This is a genomic window from Streptosporangium sp. NBC_01810, from assembly GCF_035917355.1.
GTDB lineage: Bacteria > Actinomycetota > Actinomycetes > Streptosporangiales > Streptosporangiaceae > Streptosporangium.
Genome location: NZ_CP109070.1, coordinates 670,819 through 691,829, shown reverse-complemented (window position 1 = coordinate 691,829; position 21,011 = coordinate 670,819). Strand labels below are relative to the sequence as shown.

At 70.0% G+C, this 21,011-nt stretch carries 24 protein-coding genes and 1 pseudogene; 12 read left to right on the top strand and 13 right to left on the bottom strand.

Features of this window, described 5'->3' with window-relative positions; all coding sequences use genetic code 11:
• The first annotated feature begins 25 nt into the window (after positions 1-25).
• The 3 genes from OIE13_RS03185 to OIE13_RS03175 all read left to right on the top strand — a co-directional run bounded on the left by OIE13_RS03185 (position 26) and on the right by OIE13_RS03175 (position 1,407).
• Entirely contained in the window at positions 26-613 is a 588-nt protein-coding gene (locus tag OIE13_RS03185) for a PepSY domain-containing protein (protein WP_326829494.1), read from the top strand.
• Positions 614-787: 174 nt separating this feature from the next.
• The gene (locus tag OIE13_RS03180) at positions 788-1,000 is read left to right on the top strand and encodes a hypothetical protein (RefSeq protein WP_326643305.1); all 213 of its coding nucleotides are present in this window, start codon (positions 788-790) and stop codon (positions 998-1,000) included.
• 113 nt (positions 1,001-1,113) lie between these two features.
• Entirely contained in the window at positions 1,114-1,407 is a 294-nt protein-coding gene (locus OIE13_RS03175) for a hypothetical protein (protein ID WP_326643307.1), read from the top strand.
• A gap of 192 nt (positions 1,408-1,599) precedes the next feature.
• On the opposite strand, the gene OIE13_RS03170 is transcribed toward OIE13_RS03175, so the two are convergent.
• Complete coding sequence (locus OIE13_RS03170; RefSeq protein WP_326643309.1) at positions 1,600-2,229, bottom strand: uridine kinase; 630 nt, start codon at positions 2,227-2,229, stop codon at positions 1,600-1,602.
• Positions 2,230-2,523: 294 nt separating this feature from the next.
• Between OIE13_RS03170 and OIE13_RS03165 the strand changes: the two genes are divergently transcribed.
• Together OIE13_RS03165 and OIE13_RS03160 are read left to right on the top strand one after the other, a co-directional pair.
• Positions 2,524-2,916, top strand: a complete 393-nt coding sequence (locus OIE13_RS03165) for an isoamylase early set domain-containing protein (RefSeq protein ID WP_326643310.1) — start codon at positions 2,524-2,526, stop codon at positions 2,914-2,916.
• Between the two features lie 381 nt (positions 2,917-3,297).
• Positions 3,298-3,645 carry an STAS domain-containing protein gene (locus OIE13_RS03160; protein ID WP_326643312.1) on the top strand — a complete coding sequence of 116 codons (348 nt, stop codon included), beginning with the start codon at positions 3,298-3,300 and terminating at the stop codon, positions 3,643-3,645.
• A gap of 83 nt (positions 3,646-3,728) precedes the next feature.
• Here the strand turns inward: OIE13_RS03160 and OIE13_RS03155 are convergent, their stop codons facing one another.
• A complete protein-coding gene (locus OIE13_RS03155) occupies positions 3,729-3,947 on the bottom strand; it encodes an EF-hand domain-containing protein (protein WP_326643314.1) in 219 nt (72 codons plus the stop codon).
• Between the two features lie 156 nt (positions 3,948-4,103).
• Between OIE13_RS03155 and OIE13_RS03150 the strand changes: the two genes are divergently transcribed.
• Positions 4,104-4,586 (top strand): GNAT family N-acetyltransferase, encoded by a 483-nt coding sequence (locus OIE13_RS03150; RefSeq protein WP_326643316.1) that lies wholly within the window; start codon positions 4,104-4,106, stop codon positions 4,584-4,586.
• Positions 4,587-4,667: 81 nt separating this feature from the next.
• On the opposite strand, the gene OIE13_RS03145 is transcribed toward OIE13_RS03150, so the two are convergent.
• On the bottom strand, positions 4,668-5,198 hold the full coding sequence (locus OIE13_RS03145) for a TetR-like C-terminal domain-containing protein (RefSeq protein WP_326643318.1): 531 nt from the start codon (positions 5,196-5,198) through the stop codon (positions 4,668-4,670).
• On the opposite strand from OIE13_RS03145, the pseudogene OIE13_RS36540 reads away from it, so the two are divergent.
• The 3 genes and pseudogenes from OIE13_RS36540 to OIE13_RS03135 form a co-directional block, all read left to right on the top strand.
• Positions 5,088-5,690: pseudogene (locus OIE13_RS36540) on the top strand (carotenoid oxygenase family protein); the annotation flags it as partial. The gene OIE13_RS03145 and the pseudogene OIE13_RS36540 overlap by 111 nt on opposite strands.
• A gap of 29 nt (positions 5,691-5,719) precedes the next feature.
• Positions 5,720-6,082 carry a carotenoid oxygenase family protein gene (locus OIE13_RS03140; RefSeq protein ID WP_326643320.1) on the top strand — a complete coding sequence of 121 codons (363 nt, stop codon included), beginning with the start codon at positions 5,720-5,722 and terminating at the stop codon, positions 6,080-6,082.
• Between the two features lie 123 nt (positions 6,083-6,205).
• Positions 6,206-8,620 carry a Tex family protein gene (locus OIE13_RS03135; protein ID WP_326643322.1) on the top strand — a complete coding sequence of 805 codons (2,415 nt, stop codon included), beginning with the start codon at positions 6,206-6,208 and terminating at the stop codon, positions 8,618-8,620.
• A gap of 151 nt (positions 8,621-8,771) precedes the next feature.
• Here the strand turns inward: OIE13_RS03135 and OIE13_RS03130 are convergent, their stop codons facing one another.
• Together OIE13_RS03130 and OIE13_RS03125 are read right to left on the bottom strand one after the other, a co-directional pair.
• Positions 8,772-10,214 carry a WGR domain-containing protein gene (locus OIE13_RS03130; protein ID WP_326643324.1) on the bottom strand — a complete coding sequence of 481 codons (1,443 nt, stop codon included), beginning with the start codon at positions 10,212-10,214 and terminating at the stop codon, positions 8,772-8,774.
• 205 nt (positions 10,215-10,419) lie between these two features.
• Entirely contained in the window at positions 10,420-11,076 is a 657-nt protein-coding gene (locus OIE13_RS03125) for a DUF998 domain-containing protein (RefSeq protein WP_326643326.1), read from the bottom strand.
• 339 nt (positions 11,077-11,415) lie between these two features.
• Between OIE13_RS03125 and OIE13_RS03120 the strand changes: the two genes are divergently transcribed.
• Positions 11,416-12,579 carry a sensor histidine kinase gene (locus tag OIE13_RS03120; protein WP_326643328.1) on the top strand — a complete coding sequence of 388 codons (1,164 nt, stop codon included), beginning with the start codon at positions 11,416-11,418 and terminating at the stop codon, positions 12,577-12,579.
• A gap of 47 nt (positions 12,580-12,626) precedes the next feature.
• Here OIE13_RS03120 and OIE13_RS03115 read toward each other — a convergent pair whose 3' ends face one another.
• From OIE13_RS03115 to OIE13_RS03085, 7 genes are all read right to left on the bottom strand, one after another.
• On the bottom strand, positions 12,627-13,070 hold the full coding sequence (locus OIE13_RS03115) for a protocatechuate 3,4-dioxygenase subunit alpha (RefSeq protein ID WP_326829492.1): 444 nt from the start codon (positions 13,068-13,070) through the stop codon (positions 12,627-12,629).
• Entirely contained in the window at positions 13,070-13,750 is a 681-nt protein-coding gene (gene pcaH / locus OIE13_RS03110) for a protocatechuate 3,4-dioxygenase subunit beta (RefSeq protein WP_326829491.1), read from the bottom strand. The genes OIE13_RS03115 and pcaH overlap by 1 nt, the downstream gene beginning before the upstream one ends.
• Positions 13,747-14,922 (bottom strand): 4-hydroxybenzoate 3-monooxygenase, encoded by a 1,176-nt coding sequence (locus tag OIE13_RS03105; protein ID WP_326643334.1) that lies wholly within the window; start codon positions 14,920-14,922, stop codon positions 13,747-13,749. The genes pcaH and OIE13_RS03105 overlap by 4 nt, the downstream gene beginning before the upstream one ends.
• 90 nt (positions 14,923-15,012) lie before the next feature.
• A complete protein-coding gene (locus OIE13_RS03100; RefSeq protein WP_326643336.1) occupies positions 15,013-15,759 on the bottom strand; it encodes an IclR family transcriptional regulator in 747 nt (248 codons plus the stop codon).
• Positions 15,760-15,783: 24 nt separating this feature from the next.
• Positions 15,784-16,227 (bottom strand): SRPBCC family protein, encoded by a 444-nt coding sequence (locus OIE13_RS03095; protein ID WP_326643338.1) that lies wholly within the window; start codon positions 16,225-16,227, stop codon positions 15,784-15,786.
• A 23-nt stretch (positions 16,228-16,250) separates the two neighbouring features.
• On the bottom strand, positions 16,251-17,156 hold the full coding sequence (locus tag OIE13_RS03090) for a phosphotransferase enzyme family protein (protein WP_326643341.1): 906 nt from the start codon (positions 17,154-17,156) through the stop codon (positions 16,251-16,253).
• Entirely contained in the window at positions 17,156-18,604 is a 1,449-nt protein-coding gene (locus OIE13_RS03085; RefSeq protein ID WP_326643343.1) for a helix-turn-helix domain-containing protein, read from the bottom strand. Before OIE13_RS03085 ends, OIE13_RS03090 begins: the two co-directional genes overlap by 1 nt.
• Positions 18,605-18,836: 232 nt before the next feature.
• On the opposite strand from OIE13_RS03085, the gene OIE13_RS03080 reads away from it, so the two are divergent.
• The gene (locus OIE13_RS03080) at positions 18,837-19,121 is read left to right on the top strand and encodes a hypothetical protein (RefSeq protein WP_326643345.1); all 285 of its coding nucleotides are present in this window, start codon (positions 18,837-18,839) and stop codon (positions 19,119-19,121) included.
• Between the two features lie 279 nt (positions 19,122-19,400).
• Positions 19,401-20,129, top strand: coding sequence for a glycosyltransferase family 2 protein (locus OIE13_RS03075; protein ID WP_326643347.1), 729 nt, complete (start codon positions 19,401-19,403; stop codon positions 20,127-20,129).
• 243 nt (positions 20,130-20,372) lie between these two features.
• Here the strand turns inward: OIE13_RS03075 and OIE13_RS03070 are convergent, their stop codons facing one another.
• Positions 20,373-20,957: an HD domain-containing protein gene (locus OIE13_RS03070; protein WP_326643349.1), complete on the bottom strand. Its 585-nt coding sequence runs from the start codon at positions 20,955-20,957 to the stop codon at positions 20,373-20,375.
• Positions 20,958-21,011 lie beyond the last annotated feature (54 nt).

Genomic DNA, 21,011 nt, shown 5'->3' with positions numbered 1-21,011 from the left:
CGGGGTCCCCGGCAAGCTCGGGGACATGCGAAACACTACGAAACTCACCATCGCCGCCACCGGACTCCTCGCCGTCATCGCCGGAGGTGGCGCGGTCGCCTCCGCCGGAACCACGACGCCCACCCCGGCCCCCAGCGGCAGTGCGACGACTCCCGCGCCGGTGAATCCGACGCCCGGCACCGAGAGCACCCCCGCGACTCCCGCGCCCGGCGAGGAGGAGGCCGGGATCTCGCGGGACGAGGCCGTCAGGATCGCTCAGGAGAAGGTGCCCGGCGCCAAGCTCGTCAAGGTCGAGTTCGACGGCGACGAGACGCCCGCCAACTGGGAGGTCGAGCTCCGCGAAGGCGATGTCGAGCACGACTTCGACGTCGACGCCACCACCGGCGCGATCCTGGAGCAGGACCGGGAGGTCGCGGACGACGACACCGACGACGACCGTGCCGCCAACGGCAGGGACGACGACGACCGGGACGACCGGGACGACCGGGACGACCGGGACGACCGGGACGACCGGGACGACCGGGATGACCGGGACGACCGGGATGACCGGGACGACAGAAACGACCGGGACGACCACGGCCGGGACCACCACGGCGACCAGGACGATGACTGACCACTTGACCGACAAGAATTCGTCTCATGCGGGAGGTACACCGGCCGGCCCGGTCAGGTTCCCGTCGCGACGGAGAGGCGCCTGGATCACCGGTGGTCGCGGAGTGGGAGTGACGGGCCCGGCGAGACGACCAAGGTCGGGAGTCGAGGCCGAAAGCAGGGGTATGGACAGCAAATGAGCCTTCAGGAAGAACTACGGCAGGTCGAAGAGGATCTGGAGAGACTGCGTAACGAGGTCGCCGAGATGCGTCGGCAGGTCGGAGAGGTCGGCCCCACCGACCCCGTCGAGCGATCAATGATGATCAACCAGGCCGACGAGCAGGAGATCCTCGTCAGTGAGCTCGACGCCAGGCGTGAAGGCCTCCTCAAACGTCTCGGCGAGGAGTGAGCGGAGCAGCGCACTCACAGGCCAGGAGAAGCATCTACCTGTGGTTCGTCACAACTGGTTATCTACAGTCTCCCTGGGTAACCATAAGAGCGAACCACCATCAGGGGGATGAAATGATCAGTACGCTTCACAAGATGGGCGTCAAGTCCAGCGCGATGTACATCGCCGGAATCGCCTCGGTCGGCCTGTCTTTCGCGGCGTGGCTGGCATCGAATTCGGCGGAGAAGGCGGGGATCGACCGGGCGGACCGGTGGGGAATCTTCATCGGTGAGTGGGCGCCCACCTTCTTCGGGATCGGGCTCGCGCTGCGCATGGAGGAGCACCACGACGAGATGCGGCCGACGGAGCAGGAGATGCTCCACGGCACGTACTCCGAGGGCAGGATGCCCTCGCGCGCGGGCGTCTAGCTGAGCCGCTGGATGATCCAAAGGCGGGGCGTGTCGGGGGACGCGCCCCGCCTTCGTGTCCGGCCCTCGTGTCCGTCCCTCGTTCCCGCCCCGCCTTCGTGTCCAGCCTTCGTGTCCAGCCTTCGTGTCCAGCCTTCGTGTCCAGCCTTCGTGTCCAGCCTTCGTGTCCGGCCCGCCCTGCCACGAGACGGCTCACGGCGCTGTGACCAGGGCCGGATGTCTCGGATCGTCGACGCGGACGACCATGTCGGCGACCTGCGCCGGTGCGACCTCCGCCTCATAGCGCGCGTAGGCGGGCAGTGTCCAGCGTTCCTCGTCCGGGGTGCGCCGGGCGAGCGCGCCCGGAGAGAGCCTCAGGTGCACGGTCAGGTCGAACGGCATCCCCCTGCCCAGCAGCAGGGGACCGTCCAGCAGCAGCACCCCGCCGGAGGGGACGGTGACGTAGGGTGCGCGGGTGGCCCGGTCGACCACGCTGTCCCACAGCGTGGGCAGCACCTTCCCCGACCGGCCGGGAGCGAGCGGCCCCAGGACCTCGCGGACCAGCCCTTTGTAGTCGAACCAGTCGGTGTAGAAGGAGTCGGGGTCGGTCCTGCCGTACTCGAAGCGGAGCGAGGCCGGGCGCAGGAAGTCGGCGGAGGAGACCCGGAGCACCTCCCGGCCGCGGAGCCGGAGCGGGTCGGCCAGCGCGTCGGCGAGATCCCCCGGCCGCGCCGCCGGCGCTCCGTCGAGTGCGACGCGCACCCAGGAGTCGCCGGGCTCCACGGCGACCCTGTCAACGACTTCCGCCACCAGCGACGACGGGGAGATCGGCCTTATGTCCACCCCACCATCCTGGCCGACGCCCGACCCGTCTCCGACCGTGGATCGGCCAACCGCCATGCCCGGGTCAAGGTCGGACGTGATGCCGATCAAAAGTCAGCTTGCCCGGGTTGTCCCGCCGCTACGGGCGGTAACGATCCATATGGGATCGACGGCTCGGCCGTGACCGGGCGTCGGCCTCCCGGTCGCGTCACGTCCCTGTCGGCGCGATCCGGTAGTTGGCGTGATCTTCACGTCTTTCCGCAACCGAGATCACGGCACGTTACGCACGGAGACAGTGATGTCAGGAGGATTTCAGTGATCAAGCGCGGTAAGCCGACCAAGAACGGCCAGGTCAAGCTGACTTTCACCATAGCGGAGAGCCCGGCCGGCGGGGGGGTTTCACTGGTCGGCGACTTCAACGGCTGGGACCCCTACGCCCATCCCATGCAACGCAAGGAGAACGGCACCTACCAGGTGAGCCTGACCGTCCCCGCACGGCAGCCCATCCGTTTCCGCTATCTCGCGGACGGCGGCGTGTGGTTCGACGACGCCGATGCCGATCACCACGACGAGCACGGCTGCCGGATCAACCCGGTGGACGTCCAGGAAGCGCCGGAAGGAATCACCTCGGCGCCCAGCGTCGGCAAGCCACTGCGGCAGACGCTCACGGCAGGGCAGCCGGCCACGAACTCGTTGTCCGCCTCGTAGGGCCTGGCAAGCACGCTTGGAACGGAGTCACGTTCGCGTGACAGCCCGTTGTGCCGTCTCCGCGATCACCGGGGCCGCCCGCCCTTTCCCGTCCCCACGAGGCCGTGGAAGGGCAGGCCGCCCCGCCCGCGGACGGTGACCGGGTTCCCACCGACGACCGCCGAACACACTGCGGAATGGACAAACAGCGCCTCCCTGAGCAGGTCCCACTTCGCGTCGGGTGGTGTCCTGACATCCGGCGGTTCGCATTCACCCGTTGAACTGTCACAAGCCACGGGCGTACGGTGGTGTCAATGGCACCGGTCCTTGCACGGCTCCCGACAGGGCGCTGTCTCCAACTGCCGTAGACAGCGGGGCGATATGACTCGGCTTTCCGTCACCGTGGACACACATCCCCAGTTCTCCGTAGTGACCCTGGTCGGCGATCTGGACAAATCCTCGGCTCCGCTGTTGGAGGAGCGGCTCGCGGAGTTCATGAGGCGGGGCCATGTCTGTCTGGTCGTCGACACGACGAGGCTGGGATTCTGCGACTCCACGGGTATCTGGGTGCTGCTGACGAGCCTGCGGCGCGCCTACGAGCGGAAGGGCTGGCTGCGCCTCGTCGGCGTGCACGGATTCCTCAGCCGTCTGCTCGATCTGACCAGACTGCGAGATGCGTTTCCCATCAACTCCACGGTCGAGGAGTCACTGCGCGAACTCTCCGGCGAGAGCGTCACCGTCTCACGCTGATCCCGACGGCCCTCCGGCGATCAGCCCTGTGACGGGGGCGCGAGCCGGACACGCCCGCTCCCCGAGGAGAGCGGGCGGGCGGCTCAGCCGCGGGAGACCAGGCGGACGAACTCCTCGAACGAGAAGCGGCCGTCACCGTCGGAGTCGCCGTCCCGGTTCAGCGACCCGATGGCCTCCGCGGGCAGGTCGGGGAAGTGCCCGCGGAACTCGGCCTCCGTGATGAATCCGTCACCGTCGGCGTCGATGGCCGCGAACGCCTGCCTCAGTTCCGCCAACCGCTCCCCCGTGGGCTCTGTCGACATGGTGACCCGCCTCTCTCAACGACCTGCACTTCGATCAGCAGACAATTTACGGGAGGAGCCACCCGTACAGCCACACCGCGTCATATAGCACGTTTTATTACTAAAAATCCTCTTTGTGGGCCCGGCCCTTCCGTACCCCGCCCCTAGACTGCGAGCATGATTCGCCCCGCAACGCCGGACGACATCCCGGCGATCATCGACATGATCCACGGCCTCGCGGAGTACGAAAAAGCGCCGGACCAGGTCAAGAACACCCCGGATCTGCTCCGCGAGACGCTTTTCTGCCCCTCTCCCAGCGTGTTCTGCCACATGGCCACCGACGGGGACAAGGTCACGGGGTTCGCGATCTGGTTCGTCTCCTACTCGACCTGGACCGGCACGCACGGGGTCTACCTCGAAGATCTCTTCGTCCACCCCGAGCACCGGCGTGGCGGGTACGGCAGGGAACTGCTCGCCGAGCTGGCCCGCATCTGTGTGGAACGCGGCTACGGCCGATTCGAATGGTCGGTGCTCGACTGGAACACCCCCGCCATCGACTTCTACCGGTCGCTCGACGCGGAACCTCTCGACGAATGGGAGAGGTACCGGCTCACGGGCCCCGCGCTCGAGAAACTCGCCGCGACCGAAAGAAAGCGGTAGTCACACCGCGCCCGTCCGCAATCAATGCTCGGCGGGCGTGTCCGAGCAACGCCCGGCGGTGGCTGAGGCAGCCGCTCCCGGTCAGCCGAGACCGAACGAGTCCGCGAGCGTCTCCACCTGGGCCTCGAAGAGGATGCGCGGGTCGTGGCCCATGCCGCCGAACTGCGAGGCGACCTCCAGGCTGACCACGCCGTGCATGAGGGACCAGGCGAGGACCGCCCCGGCCAGGGCCCGCCCGGCGGCTCCGCCGCCTTCGCCCTCGGGCACCCCTCCCTCCTGGGCCACCCATGACGCGACGGCCGGCTCCTTGCGCGCCCACACCTCCATCTGCTCCACGACGGGCAGGACCGCCGGGCTTGGCCTCCCGTCGGTGAAGACCTTCAGGAACGGGCCCAGGGTCGCCCGTGCCCGCAGCACGGTGTCGACCGGCGCGGTGTAGCCCGGCAGCGGCACCCCCTGCAACAGCAGGTAGCGGTGTGGATCGCCGACGGCCCACCCGCGATACGCCCCGGCCAGAATCCGCAGGCGGTCACGGGGCGACTTCCCCGATCCCCCTTCTCGCCCTTCCCTCCACTCGCACCACCACCTCCCACACCGCAAGGAGCAACGCATGAACGCCAAGCCCTACATCAGCCGGCCACTTCGCCCCCGTCGCCGACGAGATCACCTCGCGCGAGCTCACCGTGCGGGGCACCCTGCCGCCGGAGCTGTCCGGCCGCTACTTCCGCAAAGGAGGACCCGGTCACCGGCGAGCTGCACTTCTTCGCGTACTCCCCGTTCCCGCCCCACCTGATCTACTACGTCGCCTCGGCGGAGGGAAAGATCATCCGGACCGAGGTGATCGAGGGAGCGGGACCGTCCCTGATGCACGACTTCGGCATCACCGAGAACCACGTCATCCGGATGGACCTGTCGGTGGTGTTCGACCCGTCCGAGCCGTCCGGCATCCCCTACCGATGGAGCGACACCTACGCGCCGCGCATCGGTGTCATGCCCCGCACCGGCCCCGCCACCGTCACCTGGTACGACGTCGAGCCCGGCGCGTTGCTGCACGTCGCCAACGCCTACGAGGGCGCCGGCGGGCGGATCGTCGTGGAGGGTCCCCGCACCGACCGCGGCGGCTGGGAGGCCTCGTGGAAGTGGTGGGCCGGCTCAACCGCTACCACTACGCGGTCGCCTTCCCCTGCTCCGACCTTACCGACCACGCCATCGTCAAGTACGACCGCGCGACCGGCACCCGGCGGATCGCCCCCACCGGCCGCGACCGAATGCCGGGCGAGGCGGTCTTCGTACCGTCGGCAGGCGGCACCCGCGAGGACGACGGCTACCTGCTCACCGTGGTCGGCGACCTCGCCAGGGACACCTCGGAACTGCTGGTGCTGGACGCCGGGGACATCGCCGCGGCCCCCATCGCCACGGTCGAGCTGCCCCGGCGCGTCCCCGGGGGGATCCACGGCTCCTGGATCCCCGACACCGATCTCGAAGGCGGCCGGTGACCGTGCGCGCCGGGCTCTCACCCGGTTCTTTTCCGGCTCTCGCGTGATTGGTCCCCCAGCCCTCCGGCCCGCCGGGGAGTGAGGCGGTAGCTTGGGGACCGCCATCAAGAAGGAAGAGAGATCGTGACCACGTCTATTCATCAGCGGATCGCCGAAGAGCTGGGTGTGCGCGAGCGACAGGTGCGGGCGGCGGTGGACCTGCTCGACGGCGGTGCCACCGTGCCGTTCATCGCCCGCTACCGCAAGGAAGCCACCGAGATGCTCGACGACACGCAGCTGCGCACGCTGGAGGAGCGGCTGCGCTATCTGCGGGAGCTGGAGGAGCGACGCACCGCGATCCTGGAATCGATCGACGGTCAGGGCAAGCTCGACGACGCCCTGCGGGCACAGATCATGGCAGCCGACTCCAAGGCCCGTCTGGAGGACGTCTACCTTCCTTACAAGCCCAAGCGGCGGACCAAGGCGCAGATCGCCAGGGAGGCGGGGCTCGAACCGCTCGCCGACGGCCTGCTGGCAGACCCGTCGGTCGACCCGCAGGCCGCGGCGGCGGCGTTCGTCGGCGAAGGGGTGGCCGACACCGCCGCCGCGCTTGACGGTGCCCGCGCGATCCTGGTCGAGCGGTTCGGCGAGGACGCCGACCTGGTCGGTGAGCTGCGCGAGCGGATGTGGACGAAGGGACGCCTGGTCGCGGCGGTCCGCGAGGGCAAGGAGGAGGAGGGTGCCAAGTTCTCCGACTACTTCGACTTCGCCGAGCCGTTCACCAAGCTGCCCTCGCACCGGATCCTGGCGATGTTCCGGGGGGAGAAGGAGGAGATCCTCGGCCTCACCCTGGAGCCGGAGCCCGAGCCCACCGGTACCTACGAGGGCCGCGTCGCGCACCGCTTCGGCATCGTAGACCGGGGACGGCCCGCCGACGCGTGGCTGGCCGACACGGTCCGCTGGGCCTGGCGCACCCGCATCCTCGTCCACCTCGGCATCGACCTGCGGACGCGCATGTGGCAGGCCGCCGAGGAGGAGGCGGTCCGCGTGTTCGCCGCCAACCTGCGCGACCTGCTGCTCGCCGCGCCCGCCGGGAGCCGCGCGACCATGGGGCTGGACCCGGGGCTGCGCACCGGCGTGAAGGTCGCGGTGGTCGACGCGACCGGCAAGGTGCTGGACACCGACACGATCTACCCCCACGAGCCGCGCCGCCAGTGGGACCAGTCGCTGGCCACTCTCGCCGCGCTGGCGAAGAAGCACGACGTGGAGCTCGTCTCCATCGGCAACGGCACCGCCTCGCGCGAGACCGACAAGCTCGCGGGCGAGCTGGTGAAGCTGATCCCCGGGCTGACCAAGATCGTGGTGTCGGAGGCCGGCGCCTCGGTCTACTCCGCCTCGGCGTTCGCCTCGCAGGAGCTGCCCGGCATGGACGTGTCGCTGCGCGGCGCCGTGTCGATCGCCCGGCGGCTCCAGGACCCGCTGGCCGAGCTGGTCAAGATCGACCCCAAGTCGATCGGCGTCGGCCAGTACCAGCACGACCTCGCCGAGACCAAGCTCTCCCGCTCCCTCGACGCCGTGGTGGAGGACTGCGTGAACGCGGTCGGCGTCGATGTCAACACCGCCTCGGCGCCGCTGCTCGCCCGGGTCTCGGGCATCACCTCCGGGCTCGCGGGGAACATCGTCCAGCACCGCGACGCCAACGGCCCGTTCCGTTCCCGCAAGGCGCTGAAGGATGTGGCCAGGCTCGGCCCGAAGGCCTTCGAGCAGTGCGCGGGCTTCCTGCGCATCCGCGGCGGCGACGACCCGCTCGACACCTCCAGCGTGCATCCGGAGGCGTATCCGGTGGTGCGGCGCATCCTGCGGAGCACCGGCGGCGACATCACGACCCTGATCGGCAACGGTACGGTGCTTCGGACCCTGCGCCCGCAGGAGTTCGTGGACGACACCTTCGGGCTGCCGACCGTCACCGACATCCTCTCCGAGCTGGAGAAGCCGGGCCGTGACCCGCGCCCGGCCTTCAAGACGGCGACCTTCAAGGAGGGCGTGGAGAAGCTCTCCGACCTCTCGCCCGGCATGCTGCTGGAGGGCGTGGTCACCAATGTGGCGGCCTTCGGCGCCTTCGTCGACGTCGGCGTGCACCAGGACGGCCTGGTGCACGTGTCGGCGCTGTCGCACAACTTCGTCAAGGACCCGCGCGAGGTGGTCAAGCCCGGTGACATCGTCCGGGTGAAGGTGCTCGACATCGACATCCCGCGGAAGCGCATCTCGCTCACCCTGCGACTGGATGACGACGTCAAGCCCTCCGGCCCGCGAGGACCGCGCGACCAGCGCGACCAGCAGGGCGGCGGGGGTCAGCGCCAGGGTGACGGCGGCGGCAAGCGGGGCGGCGGGCAGAGTGGCGGGCAAGGCGGCGGGCAGAGTGGCGGCCAAGGCGGCGGGCAGGGGCGCGGCGACCGGCAGCGGCAAGACCGCGGGGGTCGGCAGCGTAACGCGCCGAGCGGCGCGATGGCCGACGCCCTGCGCCGCGCCGGGCTCGACGGCTCCGGCGGCCGCCCCTGATCCGTACCGGGTGGGCGCCCCGCTGTAGACCCACTGCTGGCCACCCAGCAGTGGGTCTACAGCGGGGCGCGCGACATCGTGAACCCCGCGGCCGACAAGTGCCTAGCCAGGGGACCGGCCGGGTGGGGAACCGGCCGCCTCGCCCTCGCGGTCAGAGCAGGCGCCTGATGTCGCCGTACGCGCGGTAGAAACCGCCCCTCTCGGAGAAGCGGACGCCCTCGACGAGGTAGCGGGCCCCGACCTCGCGCACGCCCTTGGGGAACTGCACGTTCCGCCGCACGTCGTAGCCCTCGCTGACCACCCGCACCCTGAGCCGCTCGCCCTCGCGGAAGCACTCCACCACCACGCCGTCGCCGGTGTGCGAGACCGTGTCGAGCACCACGGTCTCCAGCACGGTGGTGGGCTCCACCACCGCCAGCCCGGCCGATGCCTTGACGTCGACGGGCTTGGGGACGGTACCCCCCTGGGCCGCGCTGATCGCCTCCTCACTCGCGTCGATGCAGGCCAGGGTGCCGTCGGTGGTCACGATGTAGAGGCGGTCGTCGAGGTACTGCATGGAGAAGGCGGAGCCGCAGCCGGTGGCCAGCTTCCACAGGCGCTCGCCGCCCTGGTCGAAGCAGTAGATCGAGGAGTGGTTGTCACCGGCGAAGACGTAGCGGCCGTCGGGGGCGGTGGCGCAGGAGAAGACCGTGGCGTCGCAGCGGTAGACCGCCTGGCCGGCGCCGTCCGACTTGCGCAGCCGGTGCACGGCGCCGCGCGAGGTTCCCGCGTAGACCGATCCGGCCTCCTGCCAGCCGAACAGCACCGCGCCGTTGATGGGCGTCTCCCAGACCGGCGCTCCGTCGGCGGCGTCGTAGCGGGCCACCCCGGTGGAGTGCCCGTGGTAGACGGCCTCGTCGTCGCAGCGGACCATCCAGGCCGAGTCGCCCCTGCCCTTGCGCGCCCACTGGAACTCGTCCTCGTGGTCGATCGTGGTGATCCGCCCCGCCCGGTCGGAGACGCCCAGCACGCCGTCGTGGATGTCCAGCCAGTAGATGTCGACGTCCTCGGCGATCTCGTACGCGACCCTCGGGACCTTGCCTCCGAGGTCGTAGACCTTGCCGTCGTCGGCGCCCGCGTAGATCCAGAAGTCGTCGCCGACGATGCACTTGACCCCGTCGGGCAGCCGGAAGCGACCGGTGACGGTGCCGCCGTGGGTGACGGTGTAGACATCGCCGCGCTGGTTGCCGACCCAGCAGCGCTCGGAGTCGACGAAGATGCCGAACGCCGCCGCGCCGCTGGCGAAGCGCCAGAGCACCGGCGCCTGGGTGGCGGTGGAGCGGGCGCTCTCCACACTGCGCCGGGTGACCGCGCGGCGCTGGCGCACCCCCTGAACCGCGGGGGCGTAACCCCTGCGGACCTTCTCGTTGATCTTCTTCGCGGCGGCCGCCTCGGCCTTCGCCTCGCTGGCGAAGGCCGAGATCTTGGACTGGCCGGACTCGCCGATGCGGCCGTACCTGATCGTCACCTGGGTTCCGTCGAGCACCACCTCGTAGAACTTGTGCGAGCTCCCGCCGTCCTCGGACAGTTCCAGGTAAGTGCTCCGCGCGGCCATGCTCCACCCTCTCTGTTGATCGACGCTTCCGGAGCGTAGGGCAGCCGTACGACAAATAATGAAAAGTCAGGAAAGTAGCGGCGGGGTCGTCGGTCGGCGGCAGGCCCCTCTCGCTCCGGCCGCCCTCAGGACCGGGAGCGCATCCCCCAAGGCCGGGAGCACGTCACCCCAGGACCAGGAGCACATCACCCCGGATCGCGAGGGGTCAGGCGCGAGCGGTCACCGGGAGCGGGCGGCGGGTACGGCCGTATCCGGTTCCGGCCACCAGGCCCAGCATGGCCAGCACCGCCACCTCGAAGCCCACCACCAGCCGCTGCGTCACCCCGGCGGGGATGTCGTCGCCCGTCAGGTCCAAGCCGGCCATCCGCACCACGTACGGGAGGACCACCAGGACCAGCACTCCCAAGGAGGCCAGGCTGAGCAGCCGGATCGCGCGGGCGTACGGGCCGGCCGCGTGCCGCCTGACCAGGAGCAGTCCGGCGATCGGCATCGTCAGGAAGGCCACGAACGCCGCGTACCTGTGGATGCCACCGGACATCGACAGCGGCACGCCGGGCTCGTCGGTGGGGAAGGCGCCGATCAGCAGCATGCACAGGCCCCAGAGTCCGACCAGCAGGGCGGCGGCCCGGTCCTCGCCCCGCCGGGCCAGCATGGTCCCGATGATCGTCGCGGCGGCGGCGAAGAGCGTGAGCGACAGGAGCAGCAGCCAGCCGTCCGCCTCGAACGCGTACTCGCTGATCACCGTGTGCACCGGGTCCAGGCCGGTGACCACGTGCAGCCCGAGCATCGTGACGGCCCCGGCACCGATCGCCGCGTAGCCGCCGAAGATCATCCTGGATCCGGTGAGCGCCTGACTTCCCATGCCTCAACGATGGCGACGATCAAGGTCCCGGAATATCGGAGAGAGCCCCCGGCCACCCCTGAGTGATCCCGTAGGGCCCCCGGGGCAGGGGGACGCCACCCCTCCGGGGAAACCCACCGCACCGGCCCCCTGACCTGCACGAGGACCGACGACGGTAGGGCGGGCCCTATCAGGGTCCCGGTATCGGGACCCCGATATCAGAGGACCGATATCAGAGGACCGGTATCGGGGCCCCCGCATCAGGGCCCGCCTTGAACCGCAATCCACCCCCAGAGGGATGTCAGGCCTCCTTTCCGCCCCTTACCCTCACGTCATGCCGCACCCCCCTGCCCTCGCGTCATGAGTCGCCGTTTCGCGCCCAGCGCCGTCGACTGGCTGATCGCGGCGGTCACGGCCGCGTTCGGCCTCACCGAGGAGCTCAGCGAGCGCACGTCGGCCTTCGGCCATGAGCAGTCCTGGTGGTTGCCGGCGGCGGTGCTGGCCGCGGCGGGCCTGGTGCTCGTACGGCGCCGTGCCCCGCTCACGATCCTGGCCGTCTACTCGCTGGTGAGCGCGGTGAGCTTCGCGCACCTCGGCGACCTCTCCGCCGCCTGGCAGTTCCACGTCCAGCTCATCCTGCTGTTCACCCTGGTCAGCGAGACTCCCCCGCGAGATCCCAGGATCGCGATCGGGCTCGTGGTCACCGGGCTCTTCGTCGGGTCGATGATGCTGGCCGGCGACCATCCCTCCATCCCCCGGGACCTGGCGGTGGCCGTGGTGATGACCTCGATCGCCGGCGGCACGGGCCTCGCCGTGTGGCGGCACCGGCAGGTCGCGATCCAGGCACGGGAACGCGGCGAGCTGCTCGACCGCAAGGCCGTGGCCGAGGAGCGCACCCGGATCGTCCGCGAGCTGCACGACGTGGTCGCCCACAGCGTCAGCGTCATGGTCATGCAGGCCGGCGCGGCCAGGTTGATGCTCCGCCCCGACCAGCTGGTCGAACGCGAGACGCTGACCGTGGTGGAGGAGGCCGGCCGAGAGGCGGTCGAGGAGCTCCGCCGCATGCTCGGCCTGCTGCGTACCGACTCCAACGAGGACGAGCTGGCCCCGCAGCCCAACCTGGCCCGGCTGGAGGACCTGGTGGAGCAGGTACACGGCGCCGGCCTGGAGGTGGAGCTGGCCGTGGAGGGCGAGGCGCGGCCGCTCCCGGCCGGGCTGGAGCTGTCGGCCTACCGGATCATCCAGGAGGCGCTGACCAACACGCTCAAGCACGCGGGTCCCGCACGCGTCACGGTCACCGTCTCCCATCGGCCTCGCACGCTCAGCCTGGAGGTCGTCGACGACGGCCCCCGCCACGGCCATACCGGACCCCGGGGCGCCGGGCACGGTCTGATCGGCATGCGGGAGCGGGTCGCGCTCTTCCACGGGCGGCTCGCCACCGGACCTCTGCCGGACGGCGGTTACCGCGTCAGTGCCTCGTTCCCGCTGACGACACGGGCCACCGGGGAGGAGCCCGCTGGTTGAGCGCGAGACTACGAGCACGGCCTCGTCCGCCCCGGCGAGCACCGGGATCAGTAGGCGAAGAACACCGTCTCGCCGTCCCCCTGGAGGCGGACGTCGAACCGGTAGGCCCGCTCCCCCTCGGGCACCGCGACGAGCGTGCTCCGGCGTGACGGATCCACCTCGGCGGGGAACGGCGCCTCCGCGGTGAGATAGATCCGGGTCCAGACCGGCTTGAGCAGGCCGCGCGCGAAGATCAGCAGCGGGATGTAGCCGTCGGGTCTGGCCGTGCGGAAGTGGTAGGAGCCGTCGGCCTCGGTCTCGCAGCGGCCGAACAACCCCGGCTGGCAGATCTCCAGCAGCGCGTCGGACACCGGCTCGCCCGCGCCGTCCAGCAACCGGCCGCGCAACTCGATCACGTCCGGATGGTCCGCCGGCACGACGAGGGGTCCCTCGGCGTACGACAGGGCGAACGAGAAGAACGGCCCCACGGTCTGCGACGGGGTCTGCGACATCACTCCTCCTCAAACGGGGTCGCGCCCAGCACGACGTCCCAGCGGTAGCCGAGTGCCCACTCGGGCTCGGTGACGTCAAGGTCGAAGGCGCAGATGAGCCGCTCGCGGTCCTTGGGCTCCGGGACCGACTGGAAGATCGGGTCGTAGGCGAACAGCGGGTCGCCGGGGAAGTACATCTGGGTGATCAGCCGCTGGGTGAAGGCGGCGCCGAACATCGAGAAGTGGATGTGCGCCGGACGCCAGGCGTTGGGGTGGTTGCGCCAGGGGTAGGCACCCGGCTTGATCGTGACGAACCGGTAGCGGCCCTCGGCGTCGGTCAGGCAGCGGCCGAAACCGGTGAAGTTGGGGTCGAGCGGGGCCGGGTGCCGGTCCACCGGATGGGCGTACCTGCCGGTGGCGTTCGCCTGCCAGACCTCCACCAGCGTGTTCGGCACCGCCTGGCCCCGGCTGTCGAGGACCCGGCCCGTGACGATGACGCGCTCGCCGATCGGCTCGCCCGCGTGCTGCCTGGTCAGGTCGTGGTCCAGCGGCCCGACCGGCCGATGGCCGTAGACCGGGTCGAGCAGCTCCGCCGCCTCCGGGTCGAGGGCGGGTCGCACCGGCGGGTACGAGGGGGCGCGGAGCAGGGTGCTGAGATAGCCGGGGGTGAGGTGGTGCGGGTGCGGATCTGGGTGGGTCACGGGCGGGCTCCGAAGTCGAAGGGCAGGCCGACGTAGTTCTCCGCGAGCGTGGTCGCGGCGGCCGCTGAGGAGGTGACGTAGTCGAGGTGCGAGATCTGCAGGCGCCGCCCGTAGGCGTCGTCGGCGTCGAAGGTGTGCAGCAGCGTGGTCATCCACCAGGAGAAGTGCTGTGCGCGCCAGACCCGCTTCAGGCAGCTGTCGGAGTAGGCGTCCAGCAGGTCCGCGGAGCCCGTCGCGTAGAACTCGGCCAGGGCTGCGGTCAGCAGCCGGACGTCCGCGACCGCCAGGTTGAGCCCCTTGGCTCCGGTGGGCGGCACGATGTGGGCGGCGTCCCCGGCGAGGTAGAGGTTGCCGTGGCGCATGGGCTCGGCGACGAACGAGCGCATCGCCGACACGTCCCTGGAGATGATCGGCCCCTCGGCCAGCGTGAACCCGGGGACCGTCTCCAGGCGTGCCCGAAGCTCGGCCCAGATCCGTTCGTCCGGCCAGTCGTCGAGCGAGGCGTCCGGGGGAACCTGCAGGTAGAAGCGGCTGATCTCCTCGGAGCGCATGCTGTGCAGCGCGAAGCCCCGCTCGGTATGGGAGTAGATCAGTTCCTTGGCCGACGGAGGGACCCGCGCGAGGACGCCGAGCCAGGCGAAGGGATAGTCCCGTTGGAAGACCGACAGGACGCCCTCGGGGATCGACCTCCGCGAGACGCCGTGGAAGCCGTCGCACCCGGCGATGACGTCGCAGTCGAGGCGCTCGCCCTGGAAGGTGAGGTAGGGATCCTTCTCCAGCGAGTGCAGGGCGACGTCGGGGACGTCGAAGAGGATCCTCCCTCCGTCGGCCAGCCTGCGGGCGACGAGGTCCTTGACGACCTCCTGCTGGCCGTAGACGGTGATGGCCCGGCCGGGGACGAGCCTCTCGAAGGGGATGCGGTGCCCGGCCCCGCCATACCGCAGCTCGATGCCGTGGTGCGGCAGTCCCTCGGCGCGCATCCGGTCGCCGACGCCCGCCTCGTTGAGCACGTCCACCGTGCCCTGCTCAAGCACCCCGGCCCGCACGCGCTGCTCGACGTATTGCCTGCTCCGTGCCTCCAGGACCACCGAGTCGATGCCCCGCAGATGGAGCAGATGGGAGAGGAGCAGCCCGGCGGGGCCCGCCCCGACGATCCCGACCTGAGTTCGCATGCGTCGAGCATTCCGCACGGTTCACCCCCGCACGCGCCGCTCTTCCGTTCAGCGGAAACCCATCACCGGAAACCTGTCAGCGGAAACCCGTCACCTTCGGAGGGCGGCGAGGTCCCGGGAGAGGGCCCCGGCCGCGGTCAGCACGGCGGGTGCCAGCCGGCGCGGGTCGGCGTTGTGCCGCCAGGCCACCAGTGACAGCGCCGCCACCACCCGGCCGCCCGCCCCCCGTACCGGCACCGCGACCGAGCAGGTGCCCACCGACATCTCCTCCTGCGTGCAGGCGATCCCGGTCCGGCGGACCTCCTCCAGCTCGGTACGGAGCCGCGCGGGGTCCACCACCGTGTTGGGCGCGTGCGGGGTGAGCTCCCTGGCGAGCACCCGCTCCACCGTCTCCGGGTCCGCGAAGGCCAGCAGGACCTTGCCGACCCCGGTCGCGTGCAGCGGCAGTCCTCCGGCCACCCGCGAGACGATCGGCACGGAGGTGGGCCCGCGCAGTCGCTCCAGGTACAGCGCCCGGTCGTCGCGGAGCACCGCGAGCTGCACGTTCTCGCGGGTCGCGGCGTAGAGGTCCTCCATGTACGGCAGGGCGAGCTCCCGTAGCTCCCGCGGCTCCGCCGCCTGGGCGCCGATCCGCCACAGGAGCATCCCGACCCGGTAGGAGCCGTCGGGGAGCCGCTCCACGAAGCCGCCCTCCACCAGCTCCTTGACCAGCCGGTGACCGGTGGCGGGAGGCAGCTCGGCCCGGCGGCAGATCTCGGTGAGCGTCAGCCTCACGTCTCCCGGCAGAAACGCGCCGAGGATCGCCATCACCTTCCCGGTGACCGTGGGCGCCCTCACCCGTCCCGCCCCGGCCGACGGAGTCTAGGAGGCGGCGCCCAGGCGTGCGGCCAGGATCCCGGCGCGGGCGAGCTGCACCTCGCGGGCCTTCTTCGCGGCGTAGCCGAGCAGCGGCCTGGCCCAGGCGTGCACCACGAGAATGTCTTCAACCTCGGTGCCCCCGTCCTTCTCACTGAGGGTGAACCGGTAGTCCATGCGCACCCCACCGGGGCTGTCGACCTCGCCCTCCACGGTCCGCGCTGTGTTCCGCAACGTCACCTTGATCATGTTGTCGTACTTGACGAAGCCGAGGAACCTGAAGCGTTCCACCGAGGTGTAACGGGTCTCGGCCTCCCCCTGCTCGACGTCCTTGACCGCGACCACCATGGGCGAGAGTCCTATGTAGCTCTGCGGCCGGCTCAGGTGGGCCCGTAGCACCTCCGGGGTGTTGCGGACGTGAAAGGTATTGCGAAGCGTGACCTTTGGCATGTTCTGCCCCCGTTTGAAGGTCTTTATTGGGAGACACTAGCGGGTTCGGCCATGTACCAGCGAGCATGCTGTTCACCCCGGGTGAGGGAATCGAGCCTGCGGGGCAATTCGCGCCGGGAGAAGGGATCCGCGGCGGCGTTGCGGATGTGGATGCCCACCGCGTAGATGTCCCTGACCTCCATGAGAGTGGAGTATCCCGGCCAGGAACGCAGGTCGCTGCCGTACGCGTCGGCGAACGCGTCCACGTCGGCGGCGGTCAGCCCGAAGCGCCGCTGGCCGTGGTAGGTGTGGACCAGATCCCACTCGCGGGGGCCGACCGAGACGCCGTCCCAGTCGCAGAGCACCACATGACCGTCCGTGCAGCGCAGCAGGTTGTCGATCCAGGCGTCACCGTGCAGCAGCACCGGCTCGTCGTCCACGCCGAGGTCCAGCCAGCGCTCCGTCAGCTCCGCGATGCGGTCGCGCAGCCAGGCCCGCTGGCTGAGGGTGAGCTCTTCTGAGCGGTCTACAGCGCGGCGCACCTCGCACAACGGGTCGACGAAACGCCGCAGAGCCACCGGCGGCACCGGCAGCAGGTGCAGGCTGCGCAGGATCTCACCCAGTTCCGTGGTGGTGGGGCGGCCGCTGGCCGGCACGTAGTGCCAGAACGTGACGACCCTGCCCTCGTGCACCACGGGCTGCTCGGAGATCTCGTCGGCCGGGCGCACCGCGGGGAAACCCTGCTCGGCGAGCCAGCGGGCCACCGCGAGGACCAGCGGCAGCCGGGTCAGCGCGTTGGGCGCGGTGGCGATCCTGACCACGATCTCGCTGCGCAGCTTGAAGACGGCGTTGCTGCGCACCCGCAGCAGCTCCGCGTCCCTGTGGTCGATGCCGAGATCCTCGCAGACCTCCCGTAGGACTGTGAACGCCTCCTCGGCGAGCGACCCCATCAGCTGACCAGAGCCGCGCCGGTGACCAGGTCGTTCAGGCGGCGCACCGCCGCCGCCCTGTGCCTGGTCTGCGGCACCTCCGACAGCAGCGCCCGCGCGCGGTTGAGCACGATGGAGGTGCGGTGCTCCAGCGGCACCTGGAGCAGTGCCTTCTCCGCCAGGTGGCAGGCGTCGTCGACCTTGCCGTCGCGGACCAGGTGCGCGGCCTGGTCGAGCAGGATCAGCACCGGGTCGATGGCGTACGGTTCCGAAGGGCTCGTGGGCCCCGGCTTCCAGTCGACGTCCTCACCCAGCTCGATCAGGGTGCCGATCCGGTAGAACTGCAGCCGCCGCTCGGAGAAGCGGAAGGCCAGGTGGTCGTGGCCCTCGGGGGGCATCCTGGCGAAGATCCGCTCCGCCTCGGCCAGCGCGACCCTGGCCGCCTTGTGCTCACCCATCCGGGCCAGTGCCCGCGCCTCGGCCGCCGCGCCGAGCGCCGCCGGGGAACTGGGCGCGCTCCCCGCGAGCATCCTGGCCTCGCGCGCCAGCCGCACGGTCTCGGCCAGGTCTCCGTAGTAGTACGGCAGCATCGCCTGCTGCGCCCGGACCAGGGCGCGCAGCCGCACGTCGCCCATGTCGTCGGAGGCGGTGCGCGCGGTGTTGTACCAGGCGTGGGCCTGGCGGGTGTCGCCGAGCTTCATCAGCGCGTCGGCCGACAGCAGTGCCAGCATGACCGTGGCGTTGAGCAGGCGGCGCTGGGCCATCGCGGGCTGACGGGTCAGGGAGAGCGTCCTGACGTCCGACAGCTCCAGCATGAGCCGGTAGAGCATCGGCACCGGCGCGCTGCTGATGTACTCGCGCCGGTAGCGCAGCACCTGCTCGTCGAGCCGGTCGAGCTGCTCCTCGGAGACGGTGGCGATGGCGAGCGTACGGTCCAGGTCCTGGCGGGTCCGCTCCACCTCGGCCAGCAGCCGGCCCGTCATCACCGACCGCGAGCCGAGCAGAGCGTGGTGGAACAGCGCCCGTCGCTCGATGTCGTCTTCGGACCGTTCCCGCTCCTCGGCCTGGTAGGGCGGGCGTCCCTCGCCGCCGGAGACGACCACGACCTTGGCGCCTCCGCCGTCCTCGCAGTAGTCTCCGGCCAGGCCTAGCCTGACGGCGTTGGCGCGGTACAGTCTGGCTAGCAGATCTATGGTCTGCGGGCGCGGTCTGGCCCGGTTGTTCTCCCAGGCGTTGAGCAGGTCGATGCTGGCCCGCGCCTCGCCCAGGTCCTGGCGCTCACAGAGCTCCTCCAGTTCCTGAACGGACTGCCTGGCCGACCATCCCCTGGCCAGACGGTGCGCCTTGAGCAGGCTCACCCCGCAGCAGCCATGGATGGCCTGCGCGGTCTGCCAGGGGGTCCACTGCCTGGACGCCGCCTGCTCGCGCCAGCGTCGTGCACATGCGGGCGAGTGCTCACCTCGGGCCACGGCGCCCCTCTCCCGGTCGCTGTTTACACAACATTAACAAGGGCGCACCACAGCGTAAACGCATCCGTGCGCCGGATTCCCGTTATTCGCGGTTTCTCAACGGAACATCAACGACTTTCCGGTCTATTCCACTGATCCTGGGGGGGTTTGCGGAAGGACCGATTGCCTCAAGTGCCGCGAAACCGCACTCTGCAAAGAAGCAAGTCACGAGTGTCCTCCAGGAGTGATCCGGATGATGGCAGAACGCGGCGAGGCCGTCGACCACCTGCGGCGGCTGGCCGTCCAGTTGGAGGCGCACGCCTTCCAGGTACGCCTGCGGTCGGCGGCGGGGCTTTATCCAAGGCTCCACGTGATCAACCCGATGGCACCCGCCAGGACCGAGGACGTGCTCGCCGCCCACGAGGCCGACGGCGAGTGGTGGTTCTGGTTGTCCTGGGCCGGGCGCATCGGTAACGCGGAGGACGTCGCCACGGCCGCGGAGCGTGTGGCCAGTGTTCTTCATGTGATACGGAGATAGGTGATTCTTGGGGCTGGCATGGGTAACACCCGGTGATCCAGCCCAGAATGGAGCGGCACCGTGAAAAGGATCCTGGTCGTGCAACGCCCCCGTCCCCCCCGCAGGCCGGTACCGCTCGATCTGCGCAGCCCCTCGGGTCGTGCACTCCCTTTCTGACCGTCGGCAAAGAGACCTTCCCCGTACCCTCAGAGGAAGGTCGGGGCGACCGGCCTTCCGTCCCGGACGGGCTTGCAAGGGGCTTTCAAGCGTTCTGCAGGCGGTTCGGTAGACCTTGTGGGCATGAACAGCGCCCCCTTCGCATTCAGCGTCAGTGTGGTCGTCCCCGCCATGAACGAGGCTGAGAACCTGCCCCACGTCTTCGCGACCCTGCCATCCTGGATCGACGAGGTGATCCTGGTCGACGGTAACTCCGTCGACGACACGGTGGCCGTGGCCAAGGCCCTCCGTCCCGGACTGCGCGTCGTCAGGCAGACCGGGAAAGGCAAGGGCAACGCCCTCACCGAGGGTTTCGCCGCCGCGACCGGTGACATCATCGTCATGATCGACGCCGACGGATCGACCGACGGCAAGGAGATCCACGCCTTCGTGACCGCGCTGGTCGAGGGCGCCGACTTCGCCAAGGGCTCGCGCTGCGCTCCCGGCGGAGGATCCGACGACATCAGCCCGATCCGCTCGCTCGGCAACACGGTGCTGACCAAGATGACCAACCGGCTGTACGGCACCCGCTACACCGACCTGTGCTACGGCTACAACGCCTTCTGGGCCCGCCACCTCGACGCGCTCGACCTCGACTGCGACGGCTTCGAGATCGAGACTCTGATGAACATCCGCGCCGCCCAGGCCGGACTCGTCATCCGCGAGGTCCCCAGCCACGAGCGCAGCCGGATCCACGGCGTCAGCAACCTGCACGCCGTCCGCGACGGCCTTCGGGTGCTCCGCACCATCCTCCGCGAGCGCGAGGGCCGTGCCGGCGGCGTCCAGCTCCGCCGGGAACACGCCGCCGCCTGACCTGTCCCGGAAATCGGCCGGACGAGAACTTCGAACGGCCGCGAAGGACCGCTGTGTTCTCGCCCGGAGCCGGTCAGAGCTCCGGACAGGAGAACGCCCATGAACGGAGGACGGGTTCAGAACGAGATGAACCCGGCGACGCGCCGGCTCTCCTCCAGCGGGGGCCGGTACGACCGGGCCGGACCCGCCCGACCGCTGTGACCGACCGGTATTCGCCCTCCCCTCTCGTACGGGTGGCGAGCGTCAGGTATCCCGCTCCCCGTTGAGAACGCTTGTCACCCACTCCAGCGATCCCGTGCCGAGCGCTTCGTCCGCGAGACGCTTGGCGGACGGTGTCCTCAGCGCGGCGAGAGAGCTGTCGATCCACGGCTGCACGTTCTGATGACCCTGCTCGCGGTACTCGATCGCCTGGATCAGGCACTCCAGCTTGTCCGCGTCACGGGCGCAGACGGCTTCGAGGCTGGTCTTCTCCTCGTACTCGCCGATCGCGCCGCTCACCATCTCCGCCACGGGCCCGGGGAGACCGCGCACCTGGTCGGCTGTGACCTCCTCGTTCGATACCGCCTTCAGGTAGCGCTTGGCGAGGTAGGGAATGTCGGTGACCCGCGTCTCCTGCGTGTCGTGGAACAGGCTCATGAAGGCCGCGCGCTCGGGGTCACCGCCTTCCAGCGCGGCGATCACACTTGCGATGATCGCTGTCCGGAAGGAGTGGTCGGCGATGCTTTCGGGGTCACGTACTCCCGCGACCAGCCAGCCGGTGCGCTTGTAGCGCTTGAGCAACCCGATCTCGTACAGCAGGCCGGCCAGCTTCGACGGTTCCTCGGCCATGGAAGTCCCCTCTCCCCTCGGTGGATCACACTCGGAGCGTAGATGATCGTCTCC

Bases quoted from the DNA above. Each gene is read 5' to 3' on its own strand.
- OIE13_RS03185 (WP_326829494.1), top strand. From the start codon at position 26: ATGCGAAACACTACGAAACTCACCATCGCCGCCACCGGACTCCTCGCC.
- OIE13_RS03180 (WP_326643305.1), top strand. From the start codon at position 788: ATGAGCCTTCAGGAAGAACTACGGCAGGTCGAAGAGGATCTGGAGAGA.
- OIE13_RS03175 (WP_326643307.1), top strand. From the start codon at position 1,114: ATGATCAGTACGCTTCACAAGATGGGCGTCAAGTCCAGCGCGATGTAC.
- OIE13_RS03155 (WP_326643314.1), bottom strand. From the start codon at position 3,947: ATGTCGACAGAGCCCACGGGGGAGCGGTTGGCGGAACTGAGGCAGGCG.
- OIE13_RS03150 (WP_326643316.1), top strand. From the start codon at position 4,104: ATGATTCGCCCCGCAACGCCGGACGACATCCCGGCGATCATCGACATG.
- OIE13_RS03145 (WP_326643318.1), bottom strand. From the start codon at position 5,198: ATGCGTTGCTCCTTGCGGTGTGGGAGGTGGTGGTGCGAGTGGAGGGAA.
- OIE13_RS03130 (WP_326643324.1), bottom strand. From the start codon at position 10,214: ATGGCCGCGCGGAGCACTTACCTGGAACTGTCCGAGGACGGCGGGAGC.
- OIE13_RS03125 (WP_326643326.1), bottom strand. From the start codon at position 11,076: ATGGGAAGTCAGGCGCTCACCGGATCCAGGATGATCTTCGGCGGCTAC.
- OIE13_RS03120 (WP_326643328.1), top strand. From the start codon at position 11,416: ATGAGTCGCCGTTTCGCGCCCAGCGCCGTCGACTGGCTGATCGCGGCG.
- OIE13_RS03115 (WP_326829492.1), bottom strand. From the start codon at position 13,070: ATGTCGCAGACCCCGTCGCAGACCGTGGGGCCGTTCTTCTCGTTCGCC.
- OIE13_RS03105 (WP_326643334.1), bottom strand. From the start codon at position 14,922: ATGCGAACTCAGGTCGGGATCGTCGGGGCGGGCCCCGCCGGGCTGCTC.
- OIE13_RS03095 (WP_326643338.1), bottom strand. From the start codon at position 16,227: ATGCCAAAGGTCACGCTTCGCAATACCTTTCACGTCCGCAACACCCCG.
- OIE13_RS03090 (WP_326643341.1), bottom strand. From the start codon at position 17,156: ATGGGGTCGCTCGCCGAGGAGGCGTTCACAGTCCTACGGGAGGTCTGC.
- OIE13_RS03080 (WP_326643345.1), top strand. From the start codon at position 18,837: ATGATGGCAGAACGCGGCGAGGCCGTCGACCACCTGCGGCGGCTGGCC.
- OIE13_RS03075 (WP_326643347.1), top strand. From the start codon at position 19,401: ATGAACAGCGCCCCCTTCGCATTCAGCGTCAGTGTGGTCGTCCCCGCC.
- OIE13_RS03070 (WP_326643349.1), bottom strand. From the start codon at position 20,957: ATGGCCGAGGAACCGTCGAAGCTGGCCGGCCTGCTGTACGAGATCGGG.